The sequence below is a fragment of the Sphaerisporangium rhizosphaerae genome (assembly GCF_042665155.1).
Lineage (GTDB): Bacteria > Actinomycetota > Actinomycetes > Streptosporangiales > Streptosporangiaceae > Sphaerisporangium > Sphaerisporangium rhizosphaerae.
The window spans coordinates 24,948-45,099 of the sequence record NZ_JBHTCG010000009.1 but is presented as its reverse complement, the minus strand read 5'-3'; the positions used below and the strand labels follow the sequence as shown (position 1 = coordinate 45,099).

Genomic DNA, 20,152 nt, shown 5'->3' with positions numbered 1-20,152 from the left:
CACGTAGAGCCCCCCTTGATCAATCCGCGCATGTGGAGTCCCCATGACCAACCCGCCGCAGACACCCGCCGCCGAAGCCCCCGCGGGGGTGATCCGCACGCTGCGCGAACTGCCGCGGTCGGCCATCGTCCTGCTGTTCGGCATCGCCCTGAACCGCACGGGAAGCTTCGTCGCGCTCTTCCTGATCCTGTACCTCACCGGCCTCGGCTACAGCCCCGCGCAGGCCGGCTTCGTCGTCACCGGTTTCGGCGTGGGCTCGATCGTGGGAACGTTCGCCGGCGGCAGTGCCACCGGAAAGTACGGCGCACGAACCGTGATCATCTGGTCGATGCTGTTGTGCAGCCTCGCCGTCGCGTCCCTGACCGTCGTGACGGCGCTCGTCCCGCTGCTGGCCGTCAGCTTCGCCGCGGGCGCCTTCGGCCAGATGTACCGCCCCGCCGCCATGACCATGCTCGCCGACCTGACCCCACCGCAACGCCTCGTCACGACCTCGGCCGCCAGCCGTTTCGGCCTCAACCTCGGCGCCGCCATCGGCCCCCTGCTGGGCGTATGGCTGGCAGCCGCCTTCTCCTACCAGGTCGTCTTCCTCGTCAACGCACTGGTGGACCTGCTCTTCGCCCTGGTCGTCCTGCTGGTCATCCCGGCCGCGACCGCTGACCGCGCGAGCGACCACCCCACCACCGGGAGCCGAGCCGCCGAGGCCCCGGCCCCCAAGGACACCGCGCGTTACAAGGATCTGCTGGGGGACCGACGCTACCTGCTGTTCCTCGCCGGCATGTTCATCACGGCCGTCGCCGAGGCCCAGTACCACTCGACGCTACCGCTCGAAGTGCAGCAACGCGGCTACCCGACCGCTCTCTACGGCGCACTGGTGGCGATCAACGGTGCGCTGGTCATCCTCGTGGAACTGCCCCTGACCCCCTTCATCCAGCGCTTCCCCATGCGGACCACCGTCGCCACCGGCTGCCTCCTCCTGGGCGTGGGCCTGAGCCTGTTCGGCCTTCCCTTCGGTGCATGGATCTTCATCCTCGGAGCCGTCGTCTGGACCCTTGGAGAGATCATCAGCGCTCCCAGCATCGGCGCCTACCCGGCTCTGGCCGCTCCCACCCCCATTCTCCGCAGCCGCTACATAGGCGCACTGTCCACCTGCCAAGCAGCGGGCTGGGCCCTTGGCCCGACCATCGGCACGGCCCTGTTCGAGTACGTGGGCGGCGCCGTCTGGGTGATGTGCGCGGCCCTCGGCGTCCTCGCCTACCTCGGCATGCGCGCGGGCGTCCGCGAACCCGTCCTGCCTTAGCGTCCAGTGCGGTGTCCACAGAGATGTACACCATCTGCGGGGGCGGCCATGGCATTGGCCCGCCTCGCCGGGCGCCGGTGGCGCCGGGCGAGACGGGACGCGAGGTGGGATCAGGTGCGGGTCCAGCGCTGGTTGGAGCCGCCGTTGCAGGACCAGATGACGAGTTTGGTGCCGTTGGCGGTGCCGTTGTTGTACACGTCGAGGCACTTGTTCGCGCCGACGGCGGTGATGGTGCCGTCGGAGTTGAGCCGCCACTTCTGGTTGTTCTGCCCGTTGCAGTCCCAGATGATCACGTTGGCGCCGTCGGCGGTGCCGCCGCCGTTCACGTCGAGGCACTTGCTTCCGTACACCCGCAACTCACTGGAACTGGTAGAGGACCACTGCTGGTTGGTCTGACCGTTGCAGTCCCAGATCTGTGCCTGCGAGCCATTGGCCTGCGAGGCGCCGGCCACGTCAATACACCGGCCCGATTGCGCGCTCTTGATCGCACCACCACTACCCCCCGAAGGCGGCGGAGAGGAGGTGCCGCCGTTCAGGGCGTCGAGGACGGAGGTGTAGGCCTGCTTTTTGTTGAAGTTGCCGTCGAAGAGCAGGGGGGTGTCGCCGGAGCGCCAGGAGTATTTGTCGGTGATGCCCCACACGGTGATGCCGGTGCAGCGGGAGACGGCCATGCACGCCTGGGTCACCCGGCGGTAGGCGTCGGCCTGGGTGGAGCCGGAACCGCCGATGTCCAGCTCGGTGATGTTGACGTCCACCCCCAGCGCGGCGAACTGGGCGATGTTGCTCTGGTAGTTGGACGGCGGGTTGCCGAAGTGCGACTGCAGGCCCACGCAGTCGATCGGCACGCCTCGGGCCTTGAAGTCCTTGACCATGTTGTAGACGCCGCGGGTCTTGTTGGCGTTGGCGTCGTCGATGTTGTAGTCGTTGTAGCACAGCTTGGCCGACGGATCGGCCGCCCGCGCCGCGCGGAAGGCCTCCTCGATGAACCCGTTGCCCAGCTTCTGGGTCCACACCGAACTGCGCAGCGCCCCCACCGAACCTCCGTCGGCGAAGGCCTCGTTCACCACGTCCCAATAGGTGATCTGGCCCTTGTAGTGCCCCATCACACCGTTGATGTGATTGACCATCGCCGTGCGAAGGTCACTGGCGGAAAGGCCGGAAACCCAGCTGGGCAGCTGGGCGTGCCAGACCAGTGTGTGGCCGCGGATCTTCATGCCCTTGCTCTGGGCGTGGCTGACGATCTGGTCGGCGCCGGTGAAGCGGAAGGAGTTGCGCGAGGGCTCGGTGGCGTCCCACTTCATTTCGTTTTCGGGGGTGACGCCGGAGAACTCGCGGTCCCAGGTGGCCACGTAGGTGGAGTCGTTCAGATGACTCGCCGAGATCGCCGCGCCGAAGTACCGGCCGCTTTGGGCCGCCGCGGCGCCCAGCGTGCTCGCCGCCGCGCCCGCCGGAGTGCTGGCCGCCAACGCCGAGACCACCCCGAGCACACCGACGACACCGGCCACCGCCAACCGGCGAGTGCCGCGCGTTGTGCGCCGTGGTCTGGATACGCGCTGGGGTCGATCTGGGGAAATACCGTTCTCGCCCACGTCTGAGCCTCCACTGCCGAGTCGGTTGAAGAGGGGACGCGAAGCCGGGCCGGGCACGGGCGGCGGATCGTCGCCGAACCGTGGCAGACCGGCGTCAGAGACGTCGCGTCACCAATTGGCGGCCCTGTCACCACCACCGACCTCGACAGGAGGAAGCCGCCTTGCGGACTCAGTGTGGAAACCTCTCTGTAACATGTCAAGACCATCGACGAATCGGTTCGATTCGGCTCGACGGCGGCGAGGCTTCCGCAGCGACCTGACGCGCATCGGTGCCCACGTCACCAGGAAGGGCGCCGTGGGCCATGCCGCACCAGCACCGGATGAAAGTTGCATCGTGCCGAGCTCCGGACACCATGCGATCGGATGCCGGTGGCGGTGGAAAACCGGTCGTCGCCGGCGAACGCGCGGCGAGCGGCGAGTCCGGGGCTCTTGACGAAAGCGCACTTGATCGTATTGGCTCCGCTGCACCACCACCTCAAGTACACCAGGCGAAGAGGAGGAATGCCAGGACAGGATGTTAGCGCTAACAACCCGACGGCGACGCACCTCCGGCACGCCTTTGCCGTGGCATCTGAGGCGCCACGGCAAGGCGCCGGACGATCCGCGCCGGAGGCCGTGAAGGGCATGCCCGGCAGGCGCGGAGGAGGGACACCGGCGGGGTGTTCCCGAAGGACGCCTCTCAGCTCGCCGGTGGAGCGGACGAGGGCTCGGGTGTGAACCCGAGTTCCTGGGAGATCAGTGCCGAGGTCTCCAGCAGGAGCGGAAGCTTCTCCTTCAGCTGGTCCAGGTTCGCGATCACCTCGATGGCGGTCAGGGAGACCGCCGCGATGACCTGTCCACGCGAATCCCTGATCGGTGCGGCGACGCACATGACGTAGGCGTCGTGCTCGCCGTCGTCGATGGCCCAGCCGCGCTCGGCGACGCGGGCGAGTTCGGCGTCGAGGGATTCGCGGTCGGCGAAGGTCGTGCCGGTGTACCGCTCGAAGGTGACGTGAGAGAGCAGGCGGTCGCGTTCCGCCTGGGAGAGGTGGGCGAGGATCACCTTGCCCACGGCGCTCGCGTAGATCGAGACGGCCCGGCCGACCCGTGACGGCAGCTTCACCGCGTCGAACGCGGGGCTGTCCACCTTGTCGACGTAGACGATCTCGTCGCCGGTCAACTGCGCCAGGTGCACGGTATGGCCCGTCCGCCGCTGAAGCACGCGCAGGTGCGCGGAGGCGAACTGACGGAGGTCCATCGAGCCGAGCGCGAGTTCCGACAGCTCGATGAGCCCGCTGCCGAACACGTACGTCCCCGCCCCCGTCTTGCGCACGAAGCGCGCGGCCTCCAGCGTCTGGAGGATCCGCAGGGCCGTGGATTTGTGGACGCCGAGCACGTCCGAGGCCTCCGACAGTGTCAGCGGATGTTCCGCCGCCAAGCGGATGAGGTTGATCGCACGCTGGATCGATTGCGCCACTTACCATCCTCCTTGCGTTGCGTAGTTTGCAATGTAGCTCATGAGATGTGCAACCGCCACTTGACTTCGTTGCACATGTCGCTACGATCGTTGCAATTCCGACCACGGTTTCGGGGAAGTATCCAGTTATTACTGTGGAGTAACAAATGAGGCTGCATCGCGTTCGCCGCGGCATCGCCGCGGCGGCCGGCGTCACATCTATGGCCGTCGCCCTCGTGACCGGCTGCGGCTCCGACGGTGGATCCGGGGGCGGCGTGGCCAAGCTGACGTTCGCCGCCTCGACCCTCGGCGATCCGGGCCGCGGACCGCTGCTCACCAAGTGGCTCGAGGAGTTCAACAAGAGCCAGAGCAAGGTGCAGGTCTCCGCCGCGGCGGTGCCGTATCCGACCTTCGGGCAGACCATCCTGACCCAGATGGGCAGCGGAAAAGGGCCCGATCTGATCCGCTTCGACATGCCGGAGTTCGAGTCCGCCTCGGACGCCGGCCTCATCGCACCGCTCAACGACCTGATCGACGTCGGCAAGTACGACCTGCTCAAGCAGCCGGACCAGTTCATGGTCCACGACGGCCAGCGTCACGGGATCATCTTCGAGGCGTCGAACTACGCGATGTTCTACAACGCCGACCTGATCCCGAAGCCCCCGACGAGCTACGAGCAGTTCGTCGACACGGCGAAGTCGCTGACCAAGGGCGACACCTACGGCCTGGCGTTCCGCCAGACGGAGGCCGAGGAAGCCGGTGTGTGGCAGGACATCTTCAACTACGTCTACGGCTTCGGCGGCGCGTGGTCGGACGGCCAGAAGCTGACGATCAACTCGCCCGCGAACCTCAAGGGCCTGCAGGCGTTCAAGGACCTGTACGACGCCAAAGTGATCCCGCGTGGCGCGGACGCGGCGACGTTCCGCCGCATGTTCGCCGAGGGCAAGGTCGGCATGGAGCTCAACAACGGCGGCTATGTGACGGCGACCCGCGGTCAGAACGCCGACCTGAACTTCAACGTCGCACCCATCCCGTTCCCCGTCCGCAAGCAGGGCGCGATCCTCGCGCCGATCGTCATCAACGAGGCGAGCCCCGCGAAGGAGGCCGCGGCCACCTTCATCAAGTGGGCGCTCGAGCCGAACAACCAGGTCAAGCTGCAGGAGATCCTCGGCGCCAGCAGTGTGGCGACGGTCACCAAGCGAAGCCCTGAACAGCTCCAGAAGACGCCGTTCCTGACCGTCTTCGACGACCTCACCGACTCGAGCCTGCCGCAGATCGTCCAGGGGTTCGAGGCGAAGACGCCGGACATCCGCAAGATCGTCGTGCAGAACGTCGTCGCGGCCCTCCAGGGCACGGTCGACCTCAAGACCGCACTGGACCGCGCCCAGCAGCAGGCGTCCCAACTGGTTGGCTGACCGGACGACGCCGCCGGCGAGACTCTCCCGCCGGCGGCGTCCTACTTTCGAAGGACCGAACTCGATGACCGTGCTGGAACGGCAGCAGATCACAGGACCTCGATCCGGGGCCCGGCGTCGAGGCAGCCCGCTGGGGAGCAGGTGGACGCCCTACTTCTTCCTGGCCCCCGCAGCCCTCTTCATCCTGGTGTTCCAGGTCGTCCCGCTGGCGCAGGAAGTCTTTCTGAGCTTCACGCGAACCTCGCTGCTGAACCCCACACGCAGCACCTGGGTGGGACTGGACAACTTCACCCGCATCTTCGGCGACGCGGACTTCCGCCGTACCCTGCTCATCACCCTCGTCTACGTCGTCGTGTGCGTCGTCGTCGCCGTCGGAACCGGGCTCGCGGTCGCCCTGCTCCTCAACAAGGGCTTCCGCGGCCGAGGGCTGGCGCGCGCACTGGTGACCATTCCGTGGGCGGCGCCCGGTATCGCCGTCGCGCTCATCGCGATATGGATGCTCAACCCGGACTACGGGATCGTGAACCGATTCCTGGACGCGGTCGGCCTCGGCGTCCCGGGCGGCGCCATCCTCGACAGCCCGCGATACGCCCTCCCGGCGGTCCTCGCGACGACCATCTGGCAACTGTTCCCCTTCACCTCGGTGGTGCTGCTGTCCGCGCTGCAGTCCGTCCCCCCGCACCTCACCGAGGCCGCGACGATGGACGGTGCGGGGAGGTGGTGGACCTTCCGCGCCGTCACCTGGCAGGCCATCAAGCCGACCGTCGGCTTGCTCGCCCTCCTCATGACCATCTGGTCGCTGCGGCGATTCGAGCTCATCTGGCTCATGACGAAGGGGGGACCGGTCGGGGCGACCAGGACGCTGGTCATCGACCTCTACTCCCAGGCCTTCGACTCCAAGCAACTCGGCTCGGCGGCGGCGATCGGCATGGTCGGCGTCGTCATCTCGCTCATCGTCATCGCAGGCAGCCGGTTCGTCGCCCGTGCCGCCGAGAGGGAGGCCCGCTGATGAGACCGCCCCACGTCGGCCTGACCCTGCGGATCATCGCCGTTCTCGTCGTGCTCGGGATCGCCGTCTTCCCGCTGTACTGGATGTTCGTCACCGCACTGTCGGGAAACTCTGAGCTCTTCGCCCACAAGGCCCGGCTCGTCCCCGACTTCTCGCAGTTCGGGGTCTTCATCGACGCGCTGGCCGAAGGCAAGGCGACGACCTGGCTGCGCAACAGCCTGGTGATCGCTGCGGGCACGACGGTCCTCTCGATCGGCCTCGGCATCCCGCTCGGTTACGCGCTCTCGCGGTTCACGTTCCGGGGCAAGGTCCTGGTGACCGTCGCGCTGCTGTTCACGCAGATGCTTCCCGAGGCCCTCATGGTCGTGCCGCTGTTCGCGCTCTTCCGGCGATTCGACCTCCTCGACTCCCTCGGCGGCCTCATCCTGGTCAACTCCGCCTTCGTCCTGCCGATCGTCGCCCTCATCCTCAAGGGCGCGATCGACGGCCTGCCTCGCGAACTGGAGGAGTCCGCGCGGGTCGACGGAGCACGACCGCTCACCGTGCTCACCCGCATCAACGTGCCGCTGATCGCTCCGTCGCTGGCCGCCACCGCGGTCATCGCGTTCTTCCACGCTTGGAACGAGTACGTGTTCGCCGTGACGTTCATCTTCACCCCCGGAATGCAGCCGGCGTCGGTCGGCATCGCGAACTTCATCGGCGAACTCGGCACCCCGATCCAGACCGTCATGGCGGTCGCCTTCATGTTCACGGCGCCCGCCGTCGTCTTCTACCTGTTCGTGCAGAAATATGTGGTGGCCGGCATGACCGCCGGCGCGGTGAAGGGCTGAGCCGGACATGAAGATCACCTCGGTCGACACCGTGGTCGTCGACTTCTACCGCACCAACCTGGTGATCGTCCGCGTCTCGACGGACGAGGGAATCGTCGGACTGGGCGAAGCGACCCTGGAGGGCAAGGAACGCGCCGTCCAGGGCGCCATCGCCGAAGTGGCCGAAGCCGTGACCGGGATGGACCCCACCCGCATATCCGGCATCCTGTACGAGCTGGCGAGGGACTGGTACTGGCGAGGCGGCCCGGTCATCATGACCGCGCTGAGCTCGCTGGAGATGGCGCTGTGGGACATCTCGGCCCGAGAGCTCGGCGTCCCGGTCTCCCGGCTGCTCGGCGGCGCCACCCGCGACCGGGTGCGCGCCTATGCCAACGGCTGGTTCTCCGGAGCCGTCACGCCCGAGGACTACGCGGCCGCCGCGAGGAGGACCGTCGAGGCCGGTTTTCGCGGTCTCAAGTGGGATCCCTTCGAGAACCACGACCTCACGATCACCTCCCGGCAACTGGACCGCGTGCTCGCACAGATCGACGCCGTCCGCTCCGCGGTCGGACGCGACGTGGAGCTGTTCATCGAGGGTCACGGCCGCTTCGACGTCAACCACGCCGTCAAGGTCGCGCGGCAGATCGCGCAGTTCGAACCGGTGTGGTTCGAGGAACCCTGCCCCCCGGACAACCTCGACGCCCTCGTCGAGGTCCGCCGGGCGTCGCCGGTGCCCATCGCCGCGGGGGAGCGATGGTTCGGACGGCAGGGGTTCGCGCCGGCGCTCGCCCGCCAGGCGGTCGACTTCGTCCAGCCCGATGTGACGCACGCCGGCGGCATCGCCGAACTGGCCTTCATCTCGACGCTCGCCGCGACCGGCTACGTCGGGTTCGCGCCGCACAATCCCAGCGGACCGCTGAGCACCGCGGCGACGCTGCAACTCGGGGCCGCCTTGCCCAACTTCCGCTACCTGGAGATCATGGCGACCGACGTCCCATGGCGTCCGGAGATCACCAATGAGAGACTCGTACTGACGCAGGAGGGTGACATCCTCATCCCGACCGGGCCCGGTCTCGGCATCGAGCTCGATCTCGAGGCGATCGCACGGCATCCCTTCACCCCCCACCCCTTGCGGATGTTCCAAGACGCCGTCTTCGACATCCGGCCCGCGGACGAGCGGTCCTTCTTCAACCTGGGAGACGGCAAATGATCTGGTCATCGCCCGATGAGCTCGCCGCCGAGGCCGCCTGGTTCGGGACGGCCGCGGACGCGCTGCCGGACGATGCCGCGGACGGTGTCCTGATCGGCCGGATCTGGGATCCTCTCGTCGAAGGGCCCTCACCCGTGGTGGTCCGCGACGGAGAGGTCATCGACATCAGCGCGGACTTCCCGACGGTCCGCGACATCTGCGAGCTGCCGGACCCCGCCGCCGTGGTCTCCGCGCTCGATGGCCGGCATGTCGGCGGCTTCGGGGACGTGCTCGCCAACACCGGGGCCGCGGACCGGGACCACACCCGGCCCTGGCTCCTCGCACCGGTCGACCTCCAGGCGCTCAAGGCCGCCGGGGTGACCTTCCCCGTCTCGATGATCGAACGCGTCATCGAGGAGCGGGCCGGCGGCGACATGGCACTCGCGGCGGACATCCGCCGGCGGATGCTCGCCGGCGTCGGCGCCGATCTTCACGACCTGACGCCAGGTTCGGAGGAGGCGGCGCGGCTGAAGACCCTGCTCGTCGCCGAGGGCATCTGGAGCCAGTACCTGGAGGTCGGGATCGGCCCGGACGCCGAGATCTTCACCAAGGGGCAGGTCCTGTCCGCCATGGGAACCGCGGTGCCCGTCGGGGTGCTCGCAGCCTCGACCTGGAACAACCCCGAGCCCGAGGTGTCGCTCATCGTCCAGTCGAGTGGCCGGATCGTGGGGGCGGCGCTCGCCAACGACGTCAACCTCCGGGATGTCGAGGGCCGATCCGCGCTCCTGCTGCCGATGGCGAAGGACAACAACGCCTCGTGCGCGCTCGGCCCCCTGATCCGGCTCTTCGACGAGCGGTTCGACCTGGAACAGGTACGCGGCCTGGTGGTGCGGCTGGAGATCGAAGGCGAGGACGGCTTCCGCCTCGAGGCGGTCTCGGAGATGGCGCGAATGTCACGCGATCCGGAAGCGCTGGTGCGGCAACTGATCGGTCCGCACCATCAGTATCCCGACGGCGCGGTCCTGATGCTCGGCACGATGTTCGCGCCCATCCAGGACCGCGACCACCCGGGCGAGGGGTTCACGCACAAGACCGGCGACGTGGTGCGGATCGGTTCCCCCGCCCTCGGCACCCTGGTCAACCGCGTCCAGCACGCCGAGGACTGCGCACCTTGGGACTTCGGAGTCCGCGACCTCATGACGAACCTCGTGAAGAGAGGACTGTTGTGAGCCCCGGTCTGACGACGTCGCACAGTTCTCACAGCTCTCGCAGTTCGGCTGCTCGGCGCAGGTCCTTGGGGCGGCCTATGGCGCGGCGCATCCGGATCAGGTCCTCTCGGCAGACGTAGTGGACTTCCAGGCCGCCCGGGTCGACCGCGGTGACCGCGTGGTCGAGGAACTCTCTGGGGCGAAGGTCGCCCCAGGGGAGCGCCGGGGTGCAGCAGTCCCCGCCGGCCGCGGGTGAGGTGAACTGCACTTTGGGGCGGAGAAGGGAATCCGGGTGAGTAGGCAGGGGGTCGCCTGCTTCGTCGGAGAGCCGGGCGTCGACGGAGGTCAAGGCGGCCGCCAGGGCTGGGGCGTGAGCGGGGGCGCCATCCCAGAGCAGGTCCAGATCGCCGGTCGGTTCGGTGGACCCATGCATGATGCCGGCGACCTGCCCGATCACGACGGCTCGGACGCCGTGGTGATGGAGGGCTTCCAGCAGGGGGAACGGGTCGAACCCGAGGGCTCCGTCCGTGCCGATCGTGCCGATGTCGTCGTCGGCGTCCTGGTGCCCCAGGCCGGTGCTCGCCCGGTGCAGAGCCAGTTCACGGGTGCGTCGGGCGGCGGCGCGCAGTCGTTCCAGCGGTTCGTCGATCATCTGGCCCATGCAACACCCGGCCGCACTCACGGCGCACGCGAATATTTTCGAAGGTCTCCGGCGAAGCGGAAATGTCACGTCGGGTCCAGGCGGAGTCGCCTGGACCCGACGTTCGTCATCGGCTAGTGGGTGGTCATGCCCTGGTCCATCTCTGGGTGGCCTGGCCGTTGCAGGTGGCGATGGTCACGCCGGAGGTGTTGCCGGTGCCGGCGGCGTTGAGGCAGAGGTTGTTGGCGCCGTTGGTGATGGTGCCGCTGGAGGTGAAGGTCCACTGCTGGTTGCTGTTGGTGTGGCAGTCCCACAGCTGGACGCGGGTGCCGGAGCCGGCGTTGGTCGGAGAGTCCACACACTTGCCGAGGATCTCCAGCCGGCCGGAGTTGTAGGTGAAGCGCTGGTTGGCGTTGGTGTGGCAGTCGTAGACCTGGAGCTGGGTGCCGTTGGCGGTGGCGCTGTTGGGGGAGTCGACGCAGCGGCCGGCGCCCTCGTTGCGCAGACGGAAGTCCGTCGTGGGGGACGGGGTGACGGTCGGCGTCGGGGTGACGGTCGGGGTGACGGTCGGCGTGGGGGTGGGAGTGGGATTGGGGTTGCCGGTGCTGGTGAACTGGGAGATGAACTTCCACACCTCGCCCTTGGTCCAGGTCTGGGCGCCGTCCGCGGTGTAGGTCCCGTCCACCGGGGCGGGCGTGTGGCCGTTGTCGAAGGCGGCCCAGACGACCGGGTATCCGGCGCGGCATCCGGAGTAGGCGGTGATGATGTGCGACCGGCTGCCGGAACCCGGCTCGGGCGGGTTCTGCGCGGTGCAGCCGTTGAGCTGCACGAACTTGTCGCGCAGCGCCCGTCCCTGGGAGATGTTGAGCACGTTGTCGGTGATGCCGTGCAGTCCCATGTAGGCGATGGGCTGGGTGCCGCCGCTGCATCCGCTGAGCTGCGCGCCGGAGTACACCACGACCGCGCGGAAGACCGTCGCGCGGCTGCACGCGAGGGAGAAGCTCATGGCGCCGCCGTAGCTCCACCCCATGGCGAAACGCAGCGAGGTGTCGACGCACAGGTCCGACTCGACCTGCCGCATGATGTCGTCGATGAAGGTGACGTCCTCGCCGCCGTTGTTGGCCCACCCGTTGTTGAAGCCCTGCGGCGCGACGAAGATCGCGGTGTTGTTGGACAGCTGCCGCTGCCCGTAGTAGGACCAGGAGGCCCCGGCGCTTTCGCCCGAGTCGACGGCGTTCATGGTGCCGTTCAGCCAGTGGAGGCCGAAGATCAGGCGGTAGGGGGTGTTGTTGTTGTAGTTCGAAGGAATCCGCAGAATGTACTGGCGGTTCTTGCCGCTGGTCGTGATGCTCCGCGTCCCGCTGGTCAGCGTCGGGGTCTTACCGCATCCCGCGGTGCCCGCGAGCGCGGCGGCGGCGGACGCCGAGTTTCCTGTGCTGCTGCCGCTGCTCATCGCCGCGTGCCCTGTCGCGAGGACGACGGCCGCCGCGAGCGCCACGGCCCCGAGGATTGACCTATGCTTCAACATTTGCGATTCCCTCTGGCCGTGCGGACCGGGCCGATGTCGATAACATTTCTGCGTTCCTTTCCATCAGCGGCATCGAATGCCGGGTGCTGTGAAACGGGAACCGGGATATCAGCGCCAAGGTTCGGCGGCGGGTTATCAGTGCGCCGCACACGTGCTGAAAAGGTGTGGTGCGAGGGAGCAAATACGACCTGATCACGGATGTCAAGTAGCTTGACTTCCGGTGCGGGGCGCCGGTCCCGCGGGGTGCTCCTCCACACGTGCTGACCAGGGATTGTTCGCGCCTGTGCCTGGCGCACAGGATGAAACTTTCGTAGTGAACAGGCCGATCACGTGCCGGGTGGAGGGCGGATGGCCTCCCGAAATGATCATGGGATGCCGTCGTCAAGTGCTATTGGGCCCCCTTCCAGAAGTTTTTGCGGAATTCCGATACTTTCGGCCGTGATCGGGCAATACAGCGGCCGCGTGTGTTGAGGACCGCCGGACTCGCGCCCCGGACGGCGGGCGGCTCTCGGACCTCGCCATCGACCACGGTCGGCCGAGCGACTCGCGGACCAACCGTTCGTCAAGGTTCGCCGCTCTCGCCGCCTCGACCGGTGGCCCGCGTGACGGTGAGCGGACGTGGGTGCTCGTAAGGGGGTATCTCCGAAGAGGTCGTCCGAGCAGGCCGGCGGTCCGGCGGAGGGGAGGGGAGCGGTGCGGTTCCAGTCGCTCATCCAGACCCTCGGCGGAAGCCGCACCATCGGCCAGGGCAGGGCCTACTTGACCGCGCGCAGCGCGTTGACGACGCCGTGGCCGTAGAAGCCGTTGACGTGCTCGTCGCCGGAGCAGGTCGCGTCCGCGACTCCGTCGCCGTTGCCGTCGTAGGGGCCGCTCGGGCACCCCGGGTTGTCGGCGTGCGCTTTCAGCAGGGCCTGGAGCTGGGCCGGGGGTGGCGTGCGGGTGCGCCGACTTCAGCAGCGCGGCCACGGCGGCCACGTGCGGGGACGCCATCGAGGTGCCCTGAAGGTAGCCGTACCGGCCGTTCGGCAAGGTGGACAGGATGCGGCCGTCCTTCCCCGGGGTGTCCGGGATCTGGTACTTGTCGCCGCCCGGGCTTCTGTCGTCCACGATCGCGTCCGCGCCGAGGTCGGCGCCGGCGTTGCCGGCCGCGGCCACATTGAGCGTGCCCTTGCGCCGCGCGTAGAGCTGGGCCCTGTTGACCGCGTCGACGATGGCACGCTGGTCGGGGTCGTCCATGCAGTTGTACAGCCACGGGTCGTCGCCGGCTTTCCGTCCGACGACGGGGTCAGCGCGGCTGACGCCACGGGCGGCCCTCGTCGCCCGGCAGGCGGGTGGTCCCGAAGCGCTCGTCGAGGGCGAGCAGTTGCCCTGGCGACGGGTCCGCTCCGAGGCGTCCCATCTCCAGGAAGAGCTCCTCGTTGCCGGAGGGGGCGCTGACGAAGAGCAGCTTGCCGCCGGTCGGCGTCACGAACGTGTGGTACGAGCCGCGGGGCACGACCACGGTGGTGCCCGGGCCGCCCTCGAACTCGGCGTCGCCGACGCGGAACGCGTACTCGCCCTCCAGCACGTAGGCGATCTTCATGAAGTCGTGGTGGGCGTGCGGCGGATTCTCCTCGATGACGTCATGGTGGAACACGAAGGCGCCCAACTCGCCTCCCACCTCGGCGCCGCGCACCAGGATCTCCGGCCGGTGCGGACCACCCAGCTCGACCAGGTTCCCCCCGCCGGGTGGCACGGCCCATCCGTCCGCGCCCCACCCGTTGTCGAACCGGCTCATAAGCTGACCTTTCTCCTCAGGACACGTAGCGGCCATTACAGCGCGGTCCACTGGAGAAAAAGTGACGAGTCTGTGCGGAGGTTCTCGTCAGGCGCGATGGTCAGTGGTCGACCGGCCGTTCGCCGAGTTCCTGGCCGCCGTGGACGACGCGCCGGCCGTCCACTGAGTCCGGCGTGAAAGGTTCATCCGGGGCCGGCCGGCGGTGAGATGGGCCGGGGCGGGTGATCAAGTCGCTACCGTGGGCGATTACCCATCGTGGGGTCCAAGCCGGTGCCTCCACGGCGGGGGGTGACTTCCTCGGTGTCGCGGGCCGTTGCCTTACGGCCGGTGCGGTGCGACGTTGTGCGCATGCGGCGTGGTTTATCAGAGCGGTTGGGTGTGGCAGGTGTCGTGGCCGCGCTCGCGGTCGTAGCGGGCACGGGGTGGCTGGGCGGCTTCCCCACGGCCAGGGCCACGGCCGCCGTGCCGTCCGCCGTGCCCTCCGGCGGGCCCTCCGTCAGTCCGACGCCGTTCCCCACCGGCCCGGAACTGCTGTACGTCGCCAACACCCGCGGACCGGTGACGGCCTACCCCACCGGGAGCTCGGGCGCGGTGTCGCCGGTGCGGCAACTGGCCGACCCGGGCGACCCCAACACCTACTGGGGGCCGTGGGGAATCGCCTTCGACACCCGGGGGAACGCCTACGCGCAGAGCTTCCTGTCGGACGCGACCACCCTCGTCTACCCGCCGGGGGCCACGACGCCGGGCCGGATCTTCCGCGTCGCCGGTCCGGACTCCCGGGCGGTGGCGGTGGACGCCGCGGGGTTCGCGTACGTGGCGACCGGCCAGGCCGAGGCCATGATCGCGGTGGCCGCGCCGAATGCGAGCGGCACCCCCGCGAACCTCTACACGGTGCCCGCGGTACGCCAGATCCCGACCGACGAGTCGTTCCACCCCTGGCCGGGCGTCCTGACCACCGACCCGTCCGGATATGTCATCGCCGCGGTGGTGCGCGCGAACGGCAACGCGGTGGAGTACTTCACCAGCGGCTCGATCGGCGGCTCCACACCGGCACGGGTCATCGCCGGGCCGCACACCGGCCTGGGCAGCTGTTCCAGCACCTGCGACCAGGTCGCCGTCTCCTACTCACCCTTCACCGGCCGGCTCTACGTCGCCGTCAGCCAGGGCCAGCAGACCCACATCAACGTGTACGCCGGCACCGCGAGCGGGGACGCCGCCCCGGTGCGCGTGATCTCCGGCCCGGCGACCGGCCTGGCCGGGAAGGTGATCACCGGCATCGTCGGCAGCCAGGTCGACGGCACCATCTACGTGCTCACCAAAGCCGCCGCGTTCGACAGCCCCGGCACCGTCCTCGCCTTCGACCGGCTGGCCAACGGCAACACCCCGCCGCGGCGCGCCTTCACCGACGCCGGCACCGGCCTGCGCGACGGAATGGGCATCGCGGTGTCCTCCGTCCGCTGACGCCGCCCTCAGGGCCGGACGCGGCGTTCACCGTGGGACGACCCAGTCCGGGGCCCAGGTGCCGGCGGCGTCGTGGCCGGCCGCCGTGGCGGCGAGGTGGGCGCGGAGCGTGGCCAGCGCGGGGTGCGGGTTGTCGCGGTGCCACAGGAGCGAATGCGGGTAGACGGGCGTCGGGCCGGTCACCGGGATGCGGCGCAGGCCGTAGTCGGCGGGCCAGACCAGGCGCGTCCGCTCGCCCATGAAGGTGGCCAGGGCCGGGGTGTCGGCGATGGTGTCCAGGAGCGCGTCGGAGCCGAAATTGGGGCCGGTCGCCTCGATGGTGAGGCCGAACTCGGCGACCAGGTCGTCGTAGTAGGCGGTCCACTCGGTTCCGGGGACCAGGCCGGGCATCCAGATGCGGTGCCCGGCGAGCTGCGCGACGGTCACCGACCGCGCGCCCGCCAGCGCGTGGGCGGGGCCGGTGAGGAGCTGGAGCCGCTCGTCCAGCACCCGGACCGACGCGAAGTCCTCGGGAAGAGGCCGGCCGGGCACGGCGACGGCGCGGAAGGACGCGTCGATCGCACCGGACCGGATGGCGGCGACGGCCGTCTCGATCTCGAGCAGCATCACCACGTCGAGTTCGATCTCGGGGTGCGCGCGGTGGAAGTCTCGCATCAGGCCCGACGCCGCGCCGCGCGAGGCGATCACGTCGACGCGCAGGGGACGGCTGCCGGGGCGCACGGACCCGACCGCGCGCTCGGCGACGCGCAACAGCTCGCGCGCGTGGGGCAGGAACGCCTGCCCGTCGATGGTGAGCTCGGCGCCGCGCGCGGTCCGGGTGAACAACCGCACGCCGAGGTCGCGCTCCAGCGCGGCGATGCGCTTGGAGACGGCCTGCTGGGTGACCGCCAGCTCGGCGGCGGCCTCCTGGAACCGTCCCGCGTCCGCGGCGGCGACGAAGGTCCGGACGGTGTCGAGGTCCATCCGGGTACCCTATGGCCACAACCCGTGGTTGTGTCCAGGCGGCGCATCGGGCGCGTGAAGTCCTGATATGCCGCGTGCTCCATGCTTGCGATCGCGAATCGGTTGTGCGGGCGAAAGGCATGGTGGGACCGTCGTGCTCGGGGAGCCTCATCCGGCCGGTCGTGATGCGATACTGCGGGGGTGTCCGCCGACAGCGCCCGCACCGCGATCCGCGTGGTCCTCGTCGACGACGAGCCCATGGTGCTGGCGCACCTGCGGACCGTGCTGAGCTCGGCCGGCGACATCGAGGTCGTCGGCGTGGCGCAGGACGGGGCCGAGGCGATCGAGGCCGCCGTGCGCTTCCGGCCCGACGTGATGCTGATGGACCTGCGGATGCCCGAGGTGGACGGGCTGACCGCCATCGAGAAGATCGCCGCGATGCCGGCCGCTCCGGCGCTGGTGGCGCTCACGACGTTCGACACCGACGCTCATGTGATGAAGGCCCTGAGCGCGGGCGCGTCGGGGTTCCTGCTGAAGACGACGCCGCCGGAGGACCTGATCGGCCTGGTCCGCGTCGCGGCCGAGGGGCACACCGTGATGTCCAGGGAGGCCACGCGCCGCGTGGTCGCCGCCTCGGCCGGCCGGCACCAGCGCGTCCAGCAGGCCAGGACCCGGTTGGACGAGCTCACCGAGCGCGAGATCGACCTGCTGGTCTGCCTCGGCGAAGGGATGTCGAACGCCGCGATCGCGGCCAGGCTCCACCTGTCCGAGGCGACGGTGAAGAGCTATGTCTCCCGCATGCTGACGAAGCTGGGCTGCGCGAACCGTACGCAGGCCGGCCTGCTGGCCCACGAGGCCGGGCTCACCGGCTGAGACCCGCCGGCCACCCGGGTACGCCGGTGGTGACGCCACCGGCGCGTGCGCGACGGCCCGGCTCAGCCCGTCGCCGCCGCCGGTGGACGGCGGGCCAGCACGAGCAGGAGCCAGGCGGTGAGCAGGCCGAGGACGACCAGACCCGCCCTGTCCAGGGCCGTGTCGGCCACGCCCACGACCCCGAAGACCGTGTGCGCGATCAGCGCGCCGCCCGCCAGGGCCAGGCACCGCCGATCGTCCCATCGCGACGAGGCCGACCATCGGTGGACGAGCAGTCCTGTGCCCACGGCGGCGACGGCGGCGGCCGCCATCGGGAGCAGAACCCACAGGCCATGGGTGAAGGCCGGCTGTGCGGCCCCCCAGAAGGGGAACAGCAGGCCCATGAAGGCGAGGGCGGCGAGGAAGCCGCCCCCCGCCAGCGCCCGGGCGGAGGGCACCCGCGCGTCGGTGCGTGGACGCGCGGCGCGCCTCGGCAGCACACCGAGGGCGATCACGGCGAGAACGGCGACGGCCGCCAGGCACCCCAGCAGCACACCGGGCGGCGCCATGTACCCCGGATCCTGGTTCGGGGGCACGCTGACCCTCAGCAGGGCCACCCCGGCCAGGGCGCACAGGCCGGTGACGACCAGCCCGGTCCGGCCGAGGTAGGGCACGTGGCGGTGGCGCGGGAAGAGCAGATCGGTCAGCAGGATCGGGACGGTCACGCTGAACACCACGTGGTAGGGCAGGTTGGCCTCCAGATAGGCGCTGTTGAGGCCGAGCACCCGGGGGGCCCAGCCGGCCGCGCCGTACAGGTGAGGGCTGGACAGGGCCTGCAGGGCGATGCCGTCCTCGACCAGCTCATAGGCCACCCCGAGCAGGATGACGCTGAGCCACCCGCCGCGGAAGCGGCGTACCAGCTCGCGGATGAGCAGGACCCCAGCGCCGTAGATCGGCAGCCACAGCAACAGCAGCCATGCCATCCGCACCGGCGTGGAGCCCAGGGCGAGTTCGGCGACCAACGGCCCGAGGACCACCAGGGTGAGCGCGGCGAGCCGGTTGCGCTCGCCGCGAGGCCGGTTCTTCATGGGTGTTCACTCCACATCGTGCGTCCGTGTCTCGCCGCCGGGAGGCCGCGAAGGGGATGGGCGGGCGTCGCCCCTGTCGTCCCGGCGGGTCCGTCCACCGGCCCGCCCACCTCCCTGCTCGGCCAGCGGCCCTCGGGAACGCGCCGGCGGATACCGGACCCAGCGGTTCCGTCCTCCATGCAACCCGGGTACGCGGGGCGGGGGCTACGGCACAAGGTGGGCTCCGGCGACAACGAAAGTTGCCGGTCGCGGTCGCCGATGCGCCGGCCATCCACGATCACCGGCTCGGGCGCCGTAGCAGCCGCCGGGATCGCCGTACCACGACCCGCCGACCCGGCGCCGATCATCTCCGGCACGTGGCCAGGGTGGAGAGCCACGCCAGCCGGGGTCATTCACGTATCAGCGGCGTCAGCGGCGAGGCATCGGGGTCAGCCGTGGGCGGTGGCGGGCCTGCCATCGGTCTGCGAGGCCGGGACGTACGCCGGCAGCTCCGCGGCGACCAGGAAGCCGCCGTCGCCGGTGGGGCCCGCGCGCAGAGTGCCGCCGACCACGTCGACCCGGTGCCCCAGGGCGGCCAGGCCGAGCCCGGACCCGCTGCCGGCCAGCACCTCGTCGGCCGGACGCGCGGCGGCGCCGTTGACCACGCGGACGGTGACGCCGTCCGGCCGATAGCGCAGCCGGACCCGAACGTGGGCGCCCGGCGCGTGCTTGCGGGTGTTGGTCAGCGCCTCCCGCACGATGCGGTGCACCGTGCGCGCGATCGTGGGCGACATCAGCGACCGCTCGCCCTCGACGTCCAGCTCGACCGGGAAGCCGGCGGCCGCCGACTCCTCGGCCCGGGCCGCCGGGTCGGGCACCGGGGGCGCGTGCCGCCGCGCGCCGGCGGGGCGGCGGCTCGGCCCCGGCGGGTGGGCGAGGGTCGCGCCCGGTTCGCCGTCCGCCCGGCGGACGCGGGTCGCGCCCGGTTCGCCGTCCGCCCGGCGGACGCGGGTGTCGTCCGGCTCGCCGTTGAGCACGCCGATGAGGTCGCGCAGCTCGTCGAGGGCCATCGCGCCGGCCGCCCTGATCTCCTCGGCGGCCTCGCGTACGGCGGGGTCGGAGGAGGTCACGCCCAAGGACCCGGCGTGCAGCACCATGAGGCTCACGCCGTGGCTGAGCACATCGTGCATCTCCGCGGCGAGCCGGCGGCGCTCCTCGGATCGTGCCTGCGCGGCCAGCAGGTGCTTCTCGCGCTCGGCGCGCTCGGCGCGGTCGCGCAGCGACCGCAGCAACTGCCTGCGCGCGTCGAGGTAGAGCACGACCACGGCCGGGCCCGTCGTGCTGAGCAGCCCGACCGGCGTGACGGTCCAGCTCGGCTCCCACAGCCGGCTGCCGGCCAGCGCGAACAGCGCGACGAGCGGCAGCGCGACCCGCTGCGGCTGCCGCCTGACCAGGTAGATGACCACCACCGGCGTGGCCCGGGGCAACGCGAGCGGGCTGGCCGGCTCGACGGGCGAGAACAGGCCGGGGGAGAAGGCGTCCGAGAACAGCGTGAGCGCTACGACCACCAGCACCACCCCGCTGACCTGGCGCGGGAACCGGCCGAGGAACACCAGCGAGGCGTCCACCGCCAGCTGCAGCAGCAGATCGGCGCGCGGGCCCGCCCACCCCGTGGTGGGCCGGCTGCTGAGGCAGATCACGACGTCGAGCAGGCCGAAGGCCAGCGCGAAACCCACCAGCGTGGCCGTGTCCCGCCGGCTTCCCCGCCGGTGCGCCGGGGTGCGAGGAGGAGCTGCGGCGAGGTCGGGCACGCGGACCACGTTAGCCTCCCGGGAGGCCGCCGGCCGCTCGTCCCGGCCCCGGAGACGCGAGGTCGTGCTCCACCCCGTCGCCGCCGTCGCCGCCTGTCTTCGTCATGCGCCCGGCGCGCGCCG

Annotated in this window: 16 protein-coding genes and 1 pseudogene; 8 read left to right on the top strand and 9 right to left on the bottom strand. The window is 70.0% G+C overall.

Translation table 11 applies throughout. The features are described from left to right. Window positions 1-43 precede the first annotated feature (43 nt). The gene (locus ACFQSB_RS15645) at window positions 44-1,297 is read left to right on the top strand and encodes an MFS transporter (protein ID WP_380827188.1); all 1,254 of its coding nucleotides are present in this window, start codon (window positions 44-46) and stop codon (window positions 1,295-1,297) included. A gap of 110 nt (window positions 1,298-1,407) precedes the next feature. On the opposite strand, the gene ACFQSB_RS15640 is transcribed toward ACFQSB_RS15645, so the two are convergent. Both ACFQSB_RS15640 and ACFQSB_RS15635 read right to left on the bottom strand, forming a co-directional pair. After that, on the bottom strand, window positions 1,408-2,802 hold the full coding sequence (locus ACFQSB_RS15640) for a lectin (protein WP_380827187.1): 1,395 nt from the start codon (window positions 2,800-2,802) through the stop codon (window positions 1,408-1,410). A gap of 763 nt (window positions 2,803-3,565) precedes the next feature. Continuing rightward, window positions 3,566-4,342, bottom strand: a complete 777-nt coding sequence (locus tag ACFQSB_RS15635; RefSeq protein ID WP_380827185.1) for an IclR family transcriptional regulator — start codon at window positions 4,340-4,342, stop codon at window positions 3,566-3,568. Window positions 4,343-4,488: 146 nt separating this feature from the next. On the opposite strand from ACFQSB_RS15635, the gene ACFQSB_RS15630 reads away from it, so the two are divergent. The 5 genes from ACFQSB_RS15630 (at window position 4,489) to ACFQSB_RS15610 (ending at window position 9,972) form a co-directional block, all read left to right on the top strand. Beyond that, window positions 4,489-5,736: an ABC transporter substrate-binding protein gene (locus tag ACFQSB_RS15630; protein ID WP_380827184.1), complete on the top strand. Its 1,248-nt coding sequence runs from the start codon at window positions 4,489-4,491 to the stop codon at window positions 5,734-5,736. A gap of 64 nt (window positions 5,737-5,800) precedes the next feature. Further along, window positions 5,801-6,745 (top strand): carbohydrate ABC transporter permease, encoded by a 945-nt coding sequence (locus tag ACFQSB_RS15625; RefSeq protein WP_380827183.1) that lies wholly within the window; start codon window positions 5,801-5,803, stop codon window positions 6,743-6,745. Next, window positions 6,745-7,575, top strand: a complete 831-nt coding sequence (locus ACFQSB_RS15620) for a carbohydrate ABC transporter permease (RefSeq protein WP_354853225.1) — start codon at window positions 6,745-6,747, stop codon at window positions 7,573-7,575. Before ACFQSB_RS15625 ends, ACFQSB_RS15620 begins: the two co-directional genes overlap by 1 nt. Before the next feature lie 7 nt (window positions 7,576-7,582). Continuing rightward, window positions 7,583-8,764 carry a mandelate racemase/muconate lactonizing enzyme family protein gene (locus ACFQSB_RS15615; RefSeq protein ID WP_380827181.1) on the top strand — a complete coding sequence of 394 codons (1,182 nt, stop codon included), beginning with the start codon at window positions 7,583-7,585 and terminating at the stop codon, window positions 8,762-8,764. After that, the gene (locus tag ACFQSB_RS15610; protein ID WP_380827180.1) at window positions 8,761-9,972 is read left to right on the top strand and encodes a fumarylacetoacetate hydrolase family protein; all 1,212 of its coding nucleotides are present in this window, start codon (window positions 8,761-8,763) and stop codon (window positions 9,970-9,972) included. The genes ACFQSB_RS15615 and ACFQSB_RS15610 overlap by 4 nt, the downstream gene beginning before the upstream one ends. Before the next feature lie 28 nt (window positions 9,973-10,000). On the opposite strand, the gene ACFQSB_RS15605 is transcribed toward ACFQSB_RS15610, so the two are convergent. The 4 genes and pseudogenes from ACFQSB_RS15605 to ACFQSB_RS15590 form a co-directional block, all read right to left on the bottom strand. Then, entirely contained in the window at window positions 10,001-10,603 is a 603-nt protein-coding gene (locus ACFQSB_RS15605) for a hypothetical protein (protein ID WP_380827178.1), read from the bottom strand. A gap of 133 nt (window positions 10,604-10,736) precedes the next feature. Next, the gene (locus tag ACFQSB_RS15600; RefSeq protein ID WP_380827177.1) at window positions 10,737-12,119 is read right to left on the bottom strand and encodes a ricin-type beta-trefoil lectin domain protein; all 1,383 of its coding nucleotides are present in this window, start codon (window positions 12,117-12,119) and stop codon (window positions 10,737-10,739) included. Between the two features lie 936 nt (window positions 12,120-13,055). Next, window positions 13,056-13,355 (bottom strand): annotated as a pseudogene (locus ACFQSB_RS15595) (S8 family serine peptidase); the annotation flags it as partial. A 49-nt stretch (window positions 13,356-13,404) separates the two neighbouring features. Beyond that, the gene (locus ACFQSB_RS15590; protein WP_380827175.1) at window positions 13,405-13,896 is read right to left on the bottom strand and encodes a cupin domain-containing protein; all 492 of its coding nucleotides are present in this window, start codon (window positions 13,894-13,896) and stop codon (window positions 13,405-13,407) included. Between the two features lie 378 nt (window positions 13,897-14,274). Between ACFQSB_RS15590 and ACFQSB_RS15585 the strand changes: the two genes are divergently transcribed. After that, window positions 14,275-15,357: a hypothetical protein gene (locus ACFQSB_RS15585; protein ID WP_380827174.1), complete on the top strand. Its 1,083-nt coding sequence runs from the start codon at window positions 14,275-14,277 to the stop codon at window positions 15,355-15,357. Window positions 15,358-15,384: 27 nt separating this feature from the next. Here ACFQSB_RS15585 and ACFQSB_RS15580 read toward each other — a convergent pair whose 3' ends face one another. Then, a complete protein-coding gene (locus tag ACFQSB_RS15580) occupies window positions 15,385-16,320 on the bottom strand; it encodes a LysR family transcriptional regulator (protein WP_380827173.1) in 936 nt (311 codons plus the stop codon). A gap of 180 nt (window positions 16,321-16,500) precedes the next feature. Between ACFQSB_RS15580 and ACFQSB_RS15575 the strand changes: the two genes are divergently transcribed. Then, window positions 16,501-17,172: a response regulator gene (locus ACFQSB_RS15575; protein ID WP_380827172.1), complete on the top strand. Its 672-nt coding sequence runs from the start codon at window positions 16,501-16,503 to the stop codon at window positions 17,170-17,172. A gap of 62 nt (window positions 17,173-17,234) precedes the next feature. On the opposite strand, the gene ACFQSB_RS15570 is transcribed toward ACFQSB_RS15575, so the two are convergent. Both ACFQSB_RS15570 and ACFQSB_RS15565 read right to left on the bottom strand, forming a co-directional pair. Beyond that, window positions 17,235-18,239 (bottom strand): hypothetical protein, encoded by a 1,005-nt coding sequence (locus tag ACFQSB_RS15570; RefSeq protein ID WP_380827170.1) that lies wholly within the window; start codon window positions 18,237-18,239, stop codon window positions 17,235-17,237. 428 nt (window positions 18,240-18,667) lie between these two features. After that, complete coding sequence (locus ACFQSB_RS15565; protein WP_380827168.1) at window positions 18,668-20,029, bottom strand: sensor histidine kinase; 1,362 nt, start codon at window positions 20,027-20,029, stop codon at window positions 18,668-18,670. Window positions 20,030-20,152: the final 123 nt, after the last annotated feature.

Bases quoted from the DNA above. Each gene is read 5' to 3' on its own strand.
- ACFQSB_RS15645 (WP_380827188.1), top strand. From the start codon at position 44: ATGACCAACCCGCCGCAGACACCCGCCGCCGAAGCCCCCGCGGGGGTG.
- ACFQSB_RS15630 (WP_380827184.1), top strand. From the start codon at position 4,489: ATGAGGCTGCATCGCGTTCGCCGCGGCATCGCCGCGGCGGCCGGCGTC.
- ACFQSB_RS15625 (WP_380827183.1), top strand. From the start codon at position 5,801: ATGACCGTGCTGGAACGGCAGCAGATCACAGGACCTCGATCCGGGGCC.
- ACFQSB_RS15620 (WP_354853225.1), top strand. From the start codon at position 6,745: ATGAGACCGCCCCACGTCGGCCTGACCCTGCGGATCATCGCCGTTCTC.
- ACFQSB_RS15615 (WP_380827181.1), top strand. From the start codon at position 7,583: ATGAAGATCACCTCGGTCGACACCGTGGTCGTCGACTTCTACCGCACC.
- ACFQSB_RS15610 (WP_380827180.1), top strand. From the start codon at position 8,761: ATGATCTGGTCATCGCCCGATGAGCTCGCCGCCGAGGCCGCCTGGTTC.
- ACFQSB_RS15605 (WP_380827178.1), bottom strand. From the start codon at position 10,603: ATGATCGACGAACCGCTGGAACGACTGCGCGCCGCCGCCCGACGCACC.
- ACFQSB_RS15600 (WP_380827177.1), bottom strand. From the start codon at position 12,119: ATGTTGAAGCATAGGTCAATCCTCGGGGCCGTGGCGCTCGCGGCGGCC.
- ACFQSB_RS15590 (WP_380827175.1), bottom strand. From the start codon at position 13,896: ATGAGCCGGTTCGACAACGGGTGGGGCGCGGACGGATGGGCCGTGCCA.
- ACFQSB_RS15580 (WP_380827173.1), bottom strand. From the start codon at position 16,320: ATGGACCTCGACACCGTCCGGACCTTCGTCGCCGCCGCGGACGCGGGA.
- ACFQSB_RS15570 (WP_380827170.1), bottom strand. From the start codon at position 18,239: ATGAAGAACCGGCCTCGCGGCGAGCGCAACCGGCTCGCCGCGCTCACC.